This window comes from Falsirhodobacter halotolerans (assembly GCF_022899245.1).
In the GTDB taxonomy this organism is placed as follows: domain Bacteria; phylum Pseudomonadota; class Alphaproteobacteria; order Rhodobacterales; family Rhodobacteraceae; genus Falsirhodobacter; species Falsirhodobacter halotolerans.
Genome location: NZ_JALJAZ010000002.1, coordinates 184,392 through 197,926, shown reverse-complemented (window position 1 = coordinate 197,926; position 13,535 = coordinate 184,392). Strand labels below are relative to the sequence as shown.

Genomic DNA, 13,535 nt, shown 5'->3' with positions numbered 1-13,535 from the left:
ATGCCCTCAGATATCGAAGACGACGCCCTGCGCAAGCGGCAGCTCGCGCGAGTAGTTGATGGTGTTCGTGGCCCGGCGCATATAGGCGCGCCAGGCGTCGGATCCGCTTTCGCGCCCGCCGCCGGTTTCCTTTTCCCCGCCGAACGCCCCGCCAATCTCCGCGCCCGAGGTGCCGATGTTGACGTTGGCGATGCCGCAGTCCGACCCCGCGGCCGAAAGGAACAATTCGGATTCGCGCAGATCGGTCGTGAAGATCGACGACGACAGGCCCGCCCCCACCGCGTTATGCTCCTCGATCACCGCCGCCAGATCGCTGTAGCGCATGACATAGAGGATCGGGGCGAAGGTTTCCTCGAACACCGGCCCGGTCTGGGACGGCATCTCCACCAGCGCGGGCTTGACGTAGAAGGCCGCCTCGGGCCCGGCCTCGGTCACACGGGCGCCGCCATGCACGGTGCCGCCCGCCGCCTTCGCCTCCGTCAGCGCGGCCTGCATCGCGTCATATGCACCGCGATCCACCAGCGGGCCGACCAGCGCCTGCGTCGTCAACGGGTTGCCCACCGACACGGACCCGTAGGCCTTGATCAGCCCCGGCACCAGCGCGTCATAGACGCTGTCATGCACGAACAGGCGGCGCATGGTGGTGCACCGCTGCCCCGCCGTGCCCATCGCACCGAAGGCGATCGCGCGCAGCGCCATGTCCAGATCGGCCGAGGGGCAGACGATGCCCGCATTGTTGCCGCCCAGTTCCAGGATCGTGCGCCCGAACCGCGCCGCGACCTTGGGCCCCACCTCGCGTCCCATGCGGGTGGATCCGGTGGCCGACACCAGCGCCACGCGCGGATCGTCCACCAGCGCCTCGCCCGTCGCCCGCCCGCCGATGACGACCGCGCTCAGCCCCTCGGGGGCGTCGCCGAACCGCGCCAGCGCGCGGTCAAGGATGGCGTGGCAGGCCAGCGCCGTCAGGGGCGTCTTCTCGGACGGCTTCCACACGACCGGGTTGCCGCAGACCAGCGCCAGCGCCGTGTTCCACGACCAGACCGCGACGGGGAAGTTGAACGCGCTGATCACGCCCACGACGCCCAGCGGATGCCACGTCTCCATCATCCGGTGGCCGGGGCGTTCGGTGGCGATGGTCAGACCGTAAAGCTGCCGCGACAGGCCGACGGCGAAATCGCAGATGTCGATCATCTCCTGCACCTCGCCCGCGCCTTCGGACGGGGATTTGCCCGCCTCGATCGACACGAGCCGGCCCAGATCGGCCTTGGACGCACGCAACTCCTCGCCCAGAAGGCGGACCAGTTCGCCGCGACGCGGGGCGGGAACGGTGCGCCAGACGCGGAACGCCTCTGCCGCGCGCCCGATGGCCGCGCCGACCGCCGCCGCATCCTGCTCCGGCAGGGCGGCCGTCCGCTCGCCCGTGACGGGGGAGAACGCATCGAGCGTGCCGCCGGTATGGCGCGCCGCATCGACCCCCAGACGGGCCAGAAGATCGGTGCACTCCTTGGCGATGGTATCGGTCATCTTAATGTCCTTCGTTCAGGGTCTTGAGGCTTGCGGAAAGCGAGGCGTGCTCGATCCCCGCGTAATGGGCGAATTCGTCCAGCACGTCCGCGCCCAGATCGGCCTCGAACATGCGTTGGTTGGGGCTGGCGGAGAAATCCTGCACCGCGCCGTCGCCAAGGTTGGACTGGAAGATGCCCGCGGCGGATACCGGCAGGAAATCCTCATAGATGATCGGGTCGCAGCGCAGGGCCCCGGCGGCCAGCAACGCCTCGGGGTCGGTTCCCGTCGCGGGCGTTCCGGTGGCGGACCATTCGAAATAGCCAAGCCCCTGCCGGCGCAGGCTGTCCCAATCGTCGGGGAACGCGGCGAAGACCTCGTTCAGGATGCGGACATATTCCGCCGCGTTCGATCCGTTGGCGGCGGGCGTGATCCGGGCCCGCACCTGATCCAGCAGGTCGTCATAGAGCGCGCGGCCCTTGGGCGTCAGCGCGATGCCCCGCGCCTCGATCTCGCCGAACCGGGCGGTGTGGGACCCTTCGGCCGCATCGCCCGCAAAGCGCACCGTTTCCTCCAGCGCCTTGAACGAGGTCTGGCGCAGCAGGATCGGGCAGGCGCGGCGGGGCGGCCCCTCGATCACCGCCTTGGGGGCGATGCCATGCGCGGGCATGTCGGCCTGCACCCGGTCGATGTCCAGCGTGCGCGGCGTCAGGTGGTTGATATGCGGCCCCCGGAACGACACGACATCGGCGATCAGGCGGTGCGCCTCGTGCAGACGGTGATAGAGATCGGCCGACACCAGCGCGTCGGAATGCCAGCGGAACGTCTCCAGCGCCTCGGTCACGAAACGGTCGGCTTCGTCCTCGGACAGGCCGCTCTCGGCCTCGGCCCGGTCGATCAGCGCAAGGCAGGTGTCGGTGAAGATCCGCCGCTTGGCCAGAATCTCCGCCGCCTGACCCCTCAGGGCCGCGTCGTCGATCAGATCCAGCCGCAACAGCGAGGTGAAGACCCGGAACGGATTGCGCCGCAGCGCCGCCTCGTCCACCGGGCGGAAGGCGGTGGAATGCACCGGCACGCCCGCCTCGCTCAGATCGTAATAGCCGACGGGGAACATGCCCATCACCGCAAACAACCGCCGCATGGTGGCCAGCTCCGCCGCCGTTCCAAGCCGGATCGCCCCGTGCCGTTCCTGCGAAATCCGCTCCAGCTGCCCCGCCGCCGCCAGATCCCGCGACAGCGCGGCATCCCCCGCCAGCACCGCCGCGTTCACCTGCCCCACAAGGTCCATCAACGTGCCATAGGCGGGAACCTCGTCCCGATACATTGCGGACATCGCCGAGGAAAAACGCGTGCGGATCTCGTCCGGGGATACCTTTGCCGTGCTGGTCATGTCACATTCCCTGTGCATTCTGTCGTTGATAAGCATACCGTATTCAACGCGGATGAAAACGCCTTGATTTGACCTGACTTGATACGGATTCGGAATGAAGTTAAGCCGCAGCCTCGTGCCCGACCTGACCGCGCTGCAGACCTTCGCGGCGGCGGCGCGCCATGGAAACTTCACCCGCGCCGCCGAAGAACTGAACCTGACGCAAAGCGCCGTCAGCCGTCAGATCAAGGATCTGGAGGCGCAACTGGGCGTGGCCCTGTTCGAACGCGTCCGCCAGCGGGTCGTTCTATCGACGGCGGGCCAGCGTCTGCTGCCCGGCGTGGATCACATCCTGGCCCAGACCGAGGCGCTGGCCCTGCGCGCCGTGGGATCGCGCGATGTGACGGACCATCTGACCGTCGCCACCCTGCCCACCTTCGGCAGCCGGTGGCTGATGCCCCGCCTGCCCGATTTCCTGGCCCGCCACCCGGGCGTTCAGGTCACGCTCATGACCCCAAATCACCCCTTCGATCTGGCCGAGGCGGGGGTGGATGTCGCCATCCATTACGGCAAACCGTTCTGGCCCGATGCCCGCTGCACCTATCTGTGCCGCGAAACGCTGATGCCCGTCGCGGCCCCGGCGCTGGCGGATCGGCCGTTCGGGCCGGACCTGCCGCTGTTGCATCTGGAGTCCCGCCCGATGCTGTGGCCCGAATGGCTGGCGCTGCAGCATGAGGAGGTGGACGCCTATCGCGGGCACCGTTTCGACCAGTTCGCCCTGATGATCGAGGGGGCGCTGGCGGGGGTCGGGGCCGGGCTGATCCCCACCTATCTGATCGAACGCGAACTGCGCGAAGGGCGCCTGCGCATCCTGCGCGACGCCCCCCTGACGACCGAGGCCGCCTATTACACCGTTCTGCCCGAGCACAAGGCCTCGGACCCGCTGTGCAACGCCTTCACCGCCTGGATGCGGACGGCCATAGAGCCCAGGTCAGAGATACCCGTGGTCCGCCGCCTCTAGCGCCATCGGATCCTGACCGCGCCGGGTCAGCCAGGAATAGACGGGCGGCACGCGGTCGGCGATCGATTCCACATGCACGTCGATCAGGCAGGGCCCCGTCCGGTGGGCAAAGGCCCCGGCCAGCGCCGCGTCCAGATCGGCGGGCGTTTTCGCGGTCCACGCCCTGACCCCGAAGGCCGAGGCGATCGCGGCGCCATCGGGCGGAAGGAAGTCCACCCCGAAACACTGGTTGTGCCCCTTCAGACGGTGCAGACCCTTGATCCAGCCGAAGGTGCCGTTGTTGAACAGCATCAGGATGGCGGGCACCTGCAACCGGACAAGCGTTTCCAGTTCGCCCACCGTCATGCCGAACGACCCGTCGCCGAACAGCGCGATGGGCCGTTTGTCCGCCGCCGCGCGCCACGCGCCGACCGCCGCCGGAAGCGCCGACCCAAGGCCGCCGAACGCCCTCGGAATGCAAAAGCGCGTGCGGTTGTCGTTGATGCGCAGATAACGCGTCATGTAGGGCGTGGGGGTTCCCGCATCGGAATAGATCAGCGCCGGTTCGCCCGACGACTCGAGCGCATCGTTGAACGCGCGCACCACGCGTTCGGGGCGCATGGGAAGCGTGTCGGCGGCCAGTTTCGGCGCCGCATGGTCCCAGAATCGGGCGCGGTGGTCGTTCAGCTCGCGCACCCACGGCTCGTGCCGTGCGCCGTCCACGCGCAGATCCTGCGCAAGAAGGTCGCCGAACGTCAGCCGCGCATCGCCCAGGATGGACAGCAGGTTCTGATAGTTGTTGCCCATCACCTCGGGCGCGATGTCGATCTGCACCAGCCTGCGGTTCAGCGTCACCTTGGGAAAGGTCCAGCCGATGGTGACGACCGACCCGATGCGCGATCCGACGAAGATCGCAAGATCGGAATGTTCCAGCGCCCAGTTGGCATGGGGGTGATATCCGTTGTCGCCGATCACCCCGATCGCAAGGCGGTGGTCGTCGTCGATCGTGCCCTGCCCCGTCATGGTGGTGCAGATCGGAATGTTGCAGCCTTCGGCAAAGCGGGTGATCACACCCCCCGCATCCGCCCGGCTGACCCCGCCCCCGGCCACGATCAGGGGGCGTTCGGACTGACGGATCAGCTCCATCAGCGCCTCCAGCTTGCCCGCTTCGGGGCGCGTGGGGAATGCGGGGAAGGTGCGGCATTCCTCCTCGACATGAAGCGAGATCGTGGCCGGATCGACCTCGGCCAACAGCATGTCTTCGGGGATCTGAAGATGGACCGCGCCCGGCTTGCCGGAACAGGCGGTGCGAAAGGCGCGGCGGATGATCTCGGGCAGCTTCTGCGCCGATTTCACCTGCACCGACATCTTCGTCACCGGCTCGAACAGCTTTGCGCAGTCCAGTTCGGTCAGCACGCCCCGGCCTTCGCCCGGCAGCGGAATGTCGATCGTCAGCAGGATGACGGGAACCGACGACCCGTTGGATTCCGCCACGGGCGGCAGGGAATACATCGCCCCCGCGCCCGAGGGGCATTCGAACACCCCGGGCCGATTGGTGAACCGCCCATAGGCATCCGCCATGTATCCCGCCGACCTCTCGTCGCGTGCCATCACATGCCGGATGCGGTCCTCGCGCATCTGCAACGCCTCATAGAAGGGGACGTTCGTATCCCCCGGCACCCCGAAGATCGTGTCGACGCCATACCCGATCAGCATCTCCACCAGAATGTCTGCGCCCTTCATGTCCTGTCCTTTTCACGTCGTGATGCGGGGGGCGCCGCGCGCGAACCGGCGCGGCGCGAATGCCTGGATGTCGATGGCCGGCGGCGTGCCGGTCATCAGATCGGCCAGCAGGTCGGCGGTATGGGGCGCCGCGTTCAGGCCAAGATGACCGTGGCCGAACCCGTACCACACGCCGGGGACCGAGGCGGCCCCGATGACCGGAAGCCCGTCGGGCGTGGACGGGCGGTTGCCCTGCCACAGATGCGCGCGGCTCCAATCCGCGTCCCGCAAGGCGGGATAGGTGCGGATCAGGTGGTCGCGCAGAATCTCGGCCCTTCGCCAGTCGGGATCGGCGCCCGCATGGGACAATTCCACCTGACCGGCGGCGCGCAGGCCGTTCGCCGTCATGGTGTTGGCCATCTTGCCGTCATTGGGCATGATCGGGCGGCGCAGGGCGATCGGCGGGTCGGGCAGCTCGATGTGATAGCCGCGCTCGGCCTCCATCGGGATAGTGTCGCCCAGCGTTCGTGCAAGATGGGCCGAGGCCATGCCCGCCGTCAGGACGGTGGCGTCGCAGGCGATCTGACCGTGATCGGTTCCCACCACGCCCGGCCGGATATGCGTGGCCCGCGCCACGCGCAGATCGGCCTTCGAAGCCGCAAGGATCGCGCCCACATACGCGCCCGGATCAACGCAATGCGCCCCGCGTTCCACCAGAACGCCAAAGCCATATCGGTCGGACAGCGCGGGTTCCGCCTGCCGCAGGGCGGCCGCGTCCAATTCCGTCCAGGTCAGCCCGTTCGCGCGCCGCAGCGCCCAAAGCGTCGCCTCCGCCGCGAACTCCGCGCGGTTGGCATAGACGTAAAGAAGGCCGTCCTGACGGATGACCCCCTCGACGCCGATATCGCGGGCAAGGGCCAGATGGCGTTCGGGGCCCTTGTGCAGCAGGGCGGCGAGGTTCGCCGCCGTCCGCGTCAGGCGGGGCCCGGTCAGGCCCGCCAGCAGGAACCGTGCAAGCCACGGCGACAGACGCGGAAGGCTGGCCCAGTCGATGGTCAGCGGGCCCGTCCGGTCCATCAGAAAGCCCGGCACCTTGCGCCACAGGCCGGGCACCGACATCGGGATGATCGACGCGGGAGAGATGAAGGCCCCATTGCCATAGCTTGCGGCCTGCCGCCCCCCCGGTGGAGCGGGGTCCACCACCGTGACACGAACCCCGCGCCGCGACAGGGCCAGCGCCGTGCAGGCCCCGACGATGCCGGCGCCGATCACCACCGCATGACGCTGTTTGTCCTGGCCTGTCATCCTTGCAATCCTTCCCCGGTGACGGCGGGCCTTGCCTGCCGTCCTGTGCCGATGTTCATGATGGTGCGTCTCAGGCCTGCGCCAGACGACGCGCGCCGTCGCGCAGCGAATGTTCGGTGATGGTGATGCCCAGCCCCGGCCCCTTCGGCACGATCACCGCGCCGTCGCGGTTCTCGATCCGGGCCTCCAGCACATCTTCGGTCAGAACGTGATGCGGCATATAGAATTCGCATCCCAGCGACATGCCCGGCGTGGCCGCGATGAACTGGGTTCCCGCCGCAAGGGCGATCCCCCCTTCCCACAGGGTTCCGCCATACCCCGGAAGGCGCGCGGCGTCCGCCAACCCCATGAGGGCCTGCCCCTTCAACATGCCCCCGACCTTCATCAGCTTGACCGAGATCGCGTCCGCCGCCTTCAGCTCGATCAGCCGCCGCAGGTCGCCCATGTCGAAACAGCTTTCATCGGCAAGGATCGGCGTATCCAGTTTCCGCCGAAACTCCGCCATGGCCGTCAACGCATCGCGGGGCACGGGCTGTTCGATGAACGAGGGGGCGAACTGTTCGACATCCCGCAGGACCTGCATGGCGCCAAAGGGGGACAGGGCCTGATTGTAATCAAGCCGGATGTCCACATCGGTGCCGAACGCCGCGCGGATGGCGTCCAGATGCGCCATATCCTTCGCGTGTGGCTTGACGCCGGTCTTGACCTTGTAGATGCGGTTGCCCTCGGGCACCATGCGGTGCATCCGCTCCAGATCCTTGTCGAAATCGGGATCGGCGATGGAGAAGGACAGCGGGATGCTGTCCCGCACCCGACCGCCCAGCAACTCGGCCACGGACAGGCCGCAACGTTTGCCCAAGATGTCGAACATCGCCATTTCGACCGCAAGTTTCGCCTCGTGATGACCGACAAGGGCGCGGTCCATCGCCTGCGTCAGCCCGCGTATGTTCGACAGCGGCCATCCCATGACGATCGGCCGCAGATAAAGGTCGAGGGCCGCGAACGCCGCCTCCGGCGTGCCGGTGAACACCTCCCACGGGGCCGCCTCGCCCCAGCCGGTGATCCCGTCCCGGCTGGTCAGTTCCAAAAGCACCCGCTTGACCGTGCCCTCTATGTGGCCCACGCCCTGCTGCCGCGCCATCTTGATCGGGCTTTCCACCAGAAAGACGCGAAGGGCCGCGATTCCGTCCGAATGAACATCCTGTTGCGTCATGTCTCAGGCCTGATGTGAATGAAAATGTGCCAGAAAGCTGCGGGTCGCCTCGTGGCGCGGCGCGTCGATCATCTGCCTTGCCGGCCCCTCCTCCACCACGACCCCGTCGCGCATGAAGACGATGCGGTCAGCCACCTCGCGGGCGAAGGCGATTTCGTGCGTGACGATGACCATGGTCATGCCCCCCAACGCCAGGGCGCGCATGGTGGCCAGCACCTCGCCCACCAGTTCGGGATCCAGCGCCGAGGTCGCTTCGTCAAACAGCATCACCTGCGGTTCCATGGCCAGCGCGCGGGCGATGGCCACGCGCTGCTTCTGCCCCCCCGACAGGGTGTGCGGCATCTGGTCGGCGCGATCCGCAAGGCCGACCCGCGCAAGCTGCTCCATCGCCAGATCGCGGGCGGCGGCCTTGGACATCTTGCGCACCTGAACGGGCGCCTCCATCACATTGCCCAGAACCGTCCGATGGCCGAACAGGTTGAAGCTTTGAAACACCATGCCGGTGCGGGCGCGAAACGCCGCAAGGGCGCGGTGACCGGGTGCGGGCGTGCGCCCATCGAACGAAAATTCGGTGTCACCCACCCGGATGCGACCGGCATCGGGTTCGACCAGCAGGTTCATGCAGCGCAGCAGCGTCGATTTGCCCGATCCCGACGGGCCGATCAGCGCCACGACCCCGCCCGGTTCGACGTTGAAGTTGATGTCGCGCAGAACCACCAGCTTGCCGAAGGTTTTGCGCAGGCCCGCGATCTCGATCATCGATCCGGTCATCTCGCCCCTCCGAATTTGGCGTCCTGATGGCGCACGAACAGGGTCAGCGGAAGCAGGATCACCAGATAGGCGACCGCGATCGCGGTATAGGTTTCCAGCGGTCGGAAACTGTCATGCGCGGCCAACTGGCCTTGATACACAAGATCGGGCACCGCCAGGACCGAGACGAGCGAGGTGTTCTTGAACTGCAGGATCGACTGGTTCATCAACGCGGGCACCATGCGGCGCAAGGCCTGCGGCAGCACGATGCGGCGCATCGCCAGCGCCGGCGTCATGCCAAGGGCCAGCCCGGCCTCGCGCTGCCCGTCCTCGATCGACACGATGCCCCCGCGTATGATCTCGGAATAGAACGACCCGCCGTAGCATGACAGCGCGATGATGGAGGCGGTGATCGGGGTGAGTTCAAGCCCCGTCAGGATCGGCAGCGCGTAATAGCACCAGATCAGTTGCACCAGGATCGGGGTGCAGCGGAACAGCTCGGTAAAGGCCAGCGAAACGCCCTTCAACACCCGGTTGCCCGACATCATCCCAAGCGCCGCGACCAATCCGACCCCAAGCCCGCCGATCACGACCGCCGCCGTCAGCGATACGGTCATGATCATGCCGTCCAGAAACAGCCATCGATACGCCCACAGGACGCCGAAATCCCATTCGTACATACGCGTCTCCATCGCGGGGTCGGTCCGTGCCCGACCCATACCGCCCGTCAGATGTCGAAGCCTTCGGGGAAGTCTTCCTCGCGGACGTTGACCAGCGCCATGTTGTCGATGACGGCCTTGCGGACGAACCCCTCCTCGCGCTGCGTCTCGATCCAGGCGGTCACGAAATCGCGCCACGACGTCTCCGGCTCGCGGCGGAAACCGGCGTTGGACGTGGTCGAATCCGTCGGTGTGGGAATGATGACCTTGCCGAAGGACGGGTTCTTGGCCGCAAGCGTCAGGGCCAGGACCAGAACCAGGCATTGCGCATCGGCCCGCCGCGCCTGCACCGCGGCCGTCGCATCGCTTTGCGATTTCAGGCGGATGATCTGGGCGTTGGGGCAATGCCGCGTGACGGCGGCATCATGCGAGGATCCGGCATCGACCGCGATCCGCATGTCGGGGGTGTTGAACTCCTCCCACGTGGTGGCGGTGCTGTCGCGCGAAGTGACGAGCGTGAAGGCGTTGCGGAAACAGGGGCCGGAAAAGTCGATGACCTCCTGCCGTGCGGGCGTGGGGTTCAGGCCGAAGAACACGTCCAGCTTGTCCGTCTGAAGATCGAGAACGGAATTGCCCCAAGTCGTTTCCAGAACCTGAAGCTGAAGGCCGAGGTCGTCCGCCAGTTTCTGGCAGATGTCCATGTAGAACCCGCGCCAGCTTCCGTCCATGATGCTCTTTTGGTAATAGGGCGCCCCGTCCGCGACGGCCCCGATGCGCAGGACGCCGGACGCCTTTATCCGCTCCAACGATCCTTGGGTCTGGGCGCGCGCGGGCATCGCCGCCATCGCAGCCCCGCCGGCCATCAGGGCCGAAAAACGACGACGAGAGATCATGGCATTCTCCTGTTGGGTGGTTCCCGCCTGTTTTTCAGGCTTTCCCGATTGATATGCTTTAGAATATGGCACAGCATATAACTCATGCCGTACGGCCGGTCGTCGTGATGCACGACATTTGAATCCAAGCTAACGTCATTTGCAAAGACCTGCCAACCCCACTATCCATCCCTCTGTCATGAGTTTTCATCATGTCGACCCGCCGTCTTCTCCCCTCTCTCCCGGCCCTTCAGGCTTTTGAGGCCGCCGCCCGCCTGTTGAACTTCACCAAGGCGGCGGACGAGCTTGGAATGACGCAAAGCGGCGTCAGTCGGCATGTTCAGGGGCTGGAGTCGTTCTTGAACCTCGCGCTGTTCGAACGGGCGGGCTCCCATCTTGCGCTGACCGAAATCGGTCGTTCCTATTACGAGGATGTGGTTCAGATCCTGGCACGGCTGGAGGAAGCGTCCATCGATGCCGTGCGCGGCCGCCGTGCGAACGAATGGCTGCTGGTGGGCAGCACGCCGACCCTTGCCTCGACATGGCTTCTGCCGCGGATGCGGGATTTCTGCCGCAATCACGGTGACATCCCGTTCGAATTGACCATGCTGACCGAAGATCAGGACGTGGACGCGCGGGCCGTGGACATCGCCATCATGCGGGGCGCTGGCCAGTGGCGTGGACGGGCCCACAAGCTGTTCGACGAGGAGTTGGTCGTCGTCGCCAGCCCGAACCTTCTGCCCCCCGGCACCCCGCGCGACATGCTGGATTTCGACGCCATCCCCTCGCTGCAGAATGCCAGCCGGCCCAGCCTGTGGCTGACATGGCTGCGCATTTCGGGAACGCGCCATCGCGGGACGATCAGGGGAAACCGCTTTTCACACAGCGCCCTGCTGATCGAGGCCGCCATTCTGGGATTGGGAATCGCCGTGGTGCCGCTTCATTACGTCACGTCCGAACTTGCGGACAGATCGCTCCATCTGCCCTTCGGCCCGCCGATCCGATCGGGCGAGGCGATCTGGCTTCTCAACCCCGAAGGAAAGGGCCTGAAACGCAATATGCAGGTGCTGCGGGACTGGTTGATCGACCGCAGATGAAAGGGCAGTGACCCCCGTTCGGGGGATCACTGCGCCGGACATGCGCCCGATCAGTTCTGGGCGTTGACCGCGGTCTCGATCCAGCCGTCGACCGTGTCGCGGTTCGCCTCGATCCACGCGGCGGCCTGCGCTTCGATGTCGTCGTCGCCTGCGTTCATGGCGGCGTTCTGTTCGAAGATGTCGGCCACCGGGATCTCGGACACCTCCAGCAGGGCGCGGACCGCCGGGTTTGCGTCCAGAAACGCGCTGTTCACCACCGCCGAGATGTCGTTGCCCGGATATCCCAGACGGCAGGGATCGGCCACGCAGCCCGTCACCCCGGCGGTCGGTTCGGCTGCGGGCAGGTCGGTCTCCACCTCGCGGTCGGGGACCTGGATCCAGACGACATCCTCGCCGGGGACCAGTTCGTTGACGGTCCAGTTCGGCGTCCAGGTATAGAACAGGATGTGTTCCCCCGCCCCCTGCGCCGCGATCGCATCGGCCATGGATGCGGCATAGCCTGCGTTGATCAGGTTGATGTCGTCGCCCAAGTCATAGGCGTCGATATGTTTGGCGATCGACAGTTCGCACCCCCAGCCGGGGGGGCAGGCGACCATGTCGGCCTTGCCGTCGCCGTTGCGGTCGAACGCCTCGCGGACCTCCGGGCGCTTGAAATCGTCCAGCGTGGTGATGCCGAATTCGTCCGCCGCCGCCTTGTCGACAAGATATCCTTCCATCGCGCCGCCGGGGGCGACCGCGCCCACCACCTCGGCCGACCCTTCGAAGATCGGGCGGTAGGTGTCGTGCAGCGGGAACCAGCCATCCAGCCACAGGTCCACGTCGCCATAGGCCACGGCCTGATAGAAGGGCGGGTTGTCCAGCGTCTGCGGGCCGTTGACGGTGTATCCCAGTTCCTCGAAAAGCTGCTTGTAGATTTCGGTGTGGAACCAGCTCGTGTCCCAGCTGGGCTGCGCCAGATTGATCGACGTGCCGGTCCCCGGCATGTCCTGCGCCAGAACGGGCGCGGTGGTGGACAAGAGGGCGGCAATCATGACTGCGGGTGTTTTCATCATGGTCTCCTTCATGGGATGACGGGGTCGCACGGCAAGGGCGCGGCCCCGGGGGGGGGTAAGGCGGGCCGGAACGACCCGCAGGAATGGGGGGTCAGGCGACGCGGCGCGGGCGGACATAGCCCTTCAGGACCGACAGCAATGAGGTCCGGTCCGGCCCCCGCTCGGCCAGGCCCTGACTGATGCGGTCCAGAATGATCGCCAGGATCACGATGCCAAGGCCGCCCGCCGTCGCCCCGCCGACGTCCAGACGTCCCAGCCCGGTATTGACCACAAGGCCCAGCCCGCCGCCGCCGATCAGGGCGGCGATCACCACCATCGACAGGGCCAGCATCAACGTCTGGTTCAGGCCCGCCATGATGGTGCGGATGGCCAGCGGGAACTGCACGTCCCACAGCATCTGCCACCGGGTGGATCCGAAGGACTCCGCCGCCTCCACCAGATCGGCGCGCACCCCGCGCAGACCCAGATTGGTCATGCGGATGATGGGCGGCAACGCGAAGATCACCGTGGCGATGATGCCCGGCGGCATCCCCACGCCGAACAGCATGACGATCGGCACCAGATAGACGAAGGACGGCACCGTCTGCATGATGTCGAGGATGGGCCGCATGATGCGCCAGGTCATGTCGCTGCGCGCGGCCAGGATGCCCGCGGGAATGCCGATGACGGCGCAGAACAAGACCGAGGTCACGATCATCGACAGCGTGGTCATCGTGGCGGCCCAAAGGCCGATCATGTCGATGAAGCACAGGCCGATCACCGTGAAGATCGCCATCCCGCGCCCCACCGCACGCCAGGACGCGAAGGCAAACAGCGCGGTCATCACCAGCATGGGGATGAAGGCGAAAAGCGCATCCAGCATGTTCAGAAGGTTCGCCACCGGAACCTGCAGGGCGCGGAAGAACGGGCGGAAATTGGGGACGAGAAACCCGCGCACGAAGTCGTTCACCCAATCGTCGATCGGGATCATAAGAATGTCGGAAGGTGTCATGG

12 protein-coding genes are annotated in these 13,535 nt (G+C 66.5%); 2 read left to right on the top strand and 10 right to left on the bottom strand.

The window, feature by feature from the left end:
* Window positions 1–6 precede the first annotated feature (6 nt).
* Window positions 7–1,524, bottom strand: a complete 1,518-nt coding sequence (amaB, locus tag MU449_RS14315) for an L-piperidine-6-carboxylate dehydrogenase (RefSeq protein ID WP_244739309.1) — start codon at window positions 1,522–1,524, stop codon at window positions 7–9.
* A gap of 1 nt (window position 1,525) precedes the next feature.
* Window positions 1,526–2,893, bottom strand: a complete 1,368-nt coding sequence (gene hglS, locus MU449_RS14310; RefSeq protein ID WP_244739308.1) for a 2-oxoadipate dioxygenase/decarboxylase HglS — start codon at window positions 2,891–2,893, stop codon at window positions 1,526–1,528.
* A gap of 94 nt (window positions 2,894–2,987) precedes the next feature.
* On the opposite strand from hglS, the gene MU449_RS14305 reads away from it, so the two are divergent.
* Window positions 2,988–3,893: a LysR substrate-binding domain-containing protein gene (locus MU449_RS14305; protein WP_244739307.1), complete on the top strand. Its 906-nt coding sequence runs from the start codon at window positions 2,988–2,990 to the stop codon at window positions 3,891–3,893.
* Here the strand turns inward: MU449_RS14305 and MU449_RS14300 are convergent.
* The 6 genes from MU449_RS14300 to MU449_RS14275 all read right to left on the bottom strand — a co-directional run bounded on the left by MU449_RS14300 (window position 3,864) and on the right by MU449_RS14275 (window position 10,414).
* On the bottom strand, window positions 3,864–5,615 hold the full coding sequence (locus MU449_RS14300; protein ID WP_244739306.1) for a thiamine pyrophosphate-binding protein: 1,752 nt from the start codon (window positions 5,613–5,615) through the stop codon (window positions 3,864–3,866). The genes MU449_RS14305 and MU449_RS14300 overlap by 30 nt on opposite strands.
* 12 nt (window positions 5,616–5,627) lie before the next feature.
* Window positions 5,628–6,899, bottom strand: a complete 1,272-nt coding sequence (locus MU449_RS14295; RefSeq protein WP_244739305.1) for an NAD(P)/FAD-dependent oxidoreductase — start codon at window positions 6,897–6,899, stop codon at window positions 5,628–5,630.
* A gap of 70 nt (window positions 6,900–6,969) precedes the next feature.
* Window positions 6,970–8,112, bottom strand: a complete 1,143-nt coding sequence (locus MU449_RS14290; protein ID WP_244739304.1) for an enolase C-terminal domain-like protein — start codon at window positions 8,110–8,112, stop codon at window positions 6,970–6,972.
* A gap of 3 nt (window positions 8,113–8,115) precedes the next feature.
* Entirely contained in the window at window positions 8,116–8,883 is a 768-nt protein-coding gene (locus tag MU449_RS14285) for an amino acid ABC transporter ATP-binding protein (protein ID WP_280517790.1), read from the bottom strand.
* Entirely contained in the window at window positions 8,880–9,554 is a 675-nt protein-coding gene (locus MU449_RS14280) for an amino acid ABC transporter permease (protein ID WP_244739303.1), read from the bottom strand. Before MU449_RS14280 ends, MU449_RS14285 begins: the two co-directional genes overlap by 4 nt.
* A gap of 35 nt (window positions 9,555–9,589) precedes the next feature.
* Entirely contained in the window at window positions 9,590–10,414 is an 825-nt protein-coding gene (locus MU449_RS14275; RefSeq protein WP_244739302.1) for a transporter substrate-binding domain-containing protein, read from the bottom strand.
* Window positions 10,415–10,605: 191 nt separating this feature from the next.
* Between MU449_RS14275 and MU449_RS14270 the strand changes: the two genes are divergently transcribed.
* The gene (locus MU449_RS14270) at window positions 10,606–11,490 is read left to right on the top strand and encodes a LysR substrate-binding domain-containing protein (protein WP_244739301.1); all 885 of its coding nucleotides are present in this window, start codon (window positions 10,606–10,608) and stop codon (window positions 11,488–11,490) included.
* Window positions 11,491–11,540: 50 nt separating this feature from the next.
* On the opposite strand, the gene proX is transcribed toward MU449_RS14270, so the two are convergent.
* Both proX and MU449_RS14260 read right to left on the bottom strand, forming a co-directional pair.
* Window positions 11,541–12,542, bottom strand: a complete 1,002-nt coding sequence (proX, locus tag MU449_RS14265; protein WP_244739300.1) for a glycine betaine/L-proline ABC transporter substrate-binding protein ProX — start codon at window positions 12,540–12,542, stop codon at window positions 11,541–11,543.
* A gap of 91 nt (window positions 12,543–12,633) precedes the next feature.
* Window positions 12,634–13,533 carry an ABC transporter permease gene (locus MU449_RS14260; protein WP_244739298.1) on the bottom strand — a complete coding sequence of 300 codons (900 nt, stop codon included), beginning with the start codon at window positions 13,531–13,533 and terminating at the stop codon, window positions 12,634–12,636.
* Window positions 13,534–13,535: the final 2 nt, after the last annotated feature.

What these genes read in the sequence shown, in the direction of transcription:
- MU449_RS14280 (WP_244739303.1), bottom strand. Translation starts at nt 9,554, where the DNA reads ATGGAGACGCGTATGTACGAATGGGATTTCGGCGTCCTGTGGGCGTAT.
- proX (WP_244739300.1), bottom strand. Translation starts at nt 12,542, where the DNA reads ATGATGAAAACACCCGCAGTCATGATTGCCGCCCTCTTGTCCACCACC.
- MU449_RS14300 (WP_244739306.1), bottom strand. Translation starts at nt 5,615, where the DNA reads ATGAAGGGCGCAGACATTCTGGTGGAGATGCTGATCGGGTATGGCGTC.
- MU449_RS14290 (WP_244739304.1), bottom strand. Translation starts at nt 8,112, where the DNA reads ATGACGCAACAGGATGTTCATTCGGACGGAATCGCGGCCCTTCGCGTC.
- MU449_RS14285 (WP_280517790.1), bottom strand. Translation starts at nt 8,883, where the DNA reads ATGACCGGATCGATGATCGAGATCGCGGGCCTGCGCAAAACCTTCGGC.
- MU449_RS14305 (WP_244739307.1), top strand. Translation starts at nt 2,988, where the DNA reads ATGAAGTTAAGCCGCAGCCTCGTGCCCGACCTGACCGCGCTGCAGACC.
- MU449_RS14260 (WP_244739298.1), bottom strand. Translation starts at nt 13,533, where the DNA reads ATGACACCTTCCGACATTCTTATGATCCCGATCGACGATTGGGTGAAC.
- amaB (WP_244739309.1), bottom strand. Translation starts at nt 1,524, where the DNA reads ATGACCGATACCATCGCCAAGGAGTGCACCGATCTTCTGGCCCGTCTG.
- MU449_RS14270 (WP_244739301.1), top strand. Translation starts at nt 10,606, where the DNA reads ATGTCGACCCGCCGTCTTCTCCCCTCTCTCCCGGCCCTTCAGGCTTTT.
- MU449_RS14295 (WP_244739305.1), bottom strand. Translation starts at nt 6,899, where the DNA reads ATGACAGGCCAGGACAAACAGCGTCATGCGGTGGTGATCGGCGCCGGC.
- MU449_RS14275 (WP_244739302.1), bottom strand. Translation starts at nt 10,414, where the DNA reads ATGATCTCTCGTCGTCGTTTTTCGGCCCTGATGGCCGGCGGGGCTGCG.
- hglS (WP_244739308.1), bottom strand. Translation starts at nt 2,893, where the DNA reads ATGACCAGCACGGCAAAGGTATCCCCGGACGAGATCCGCACGCGTTTT.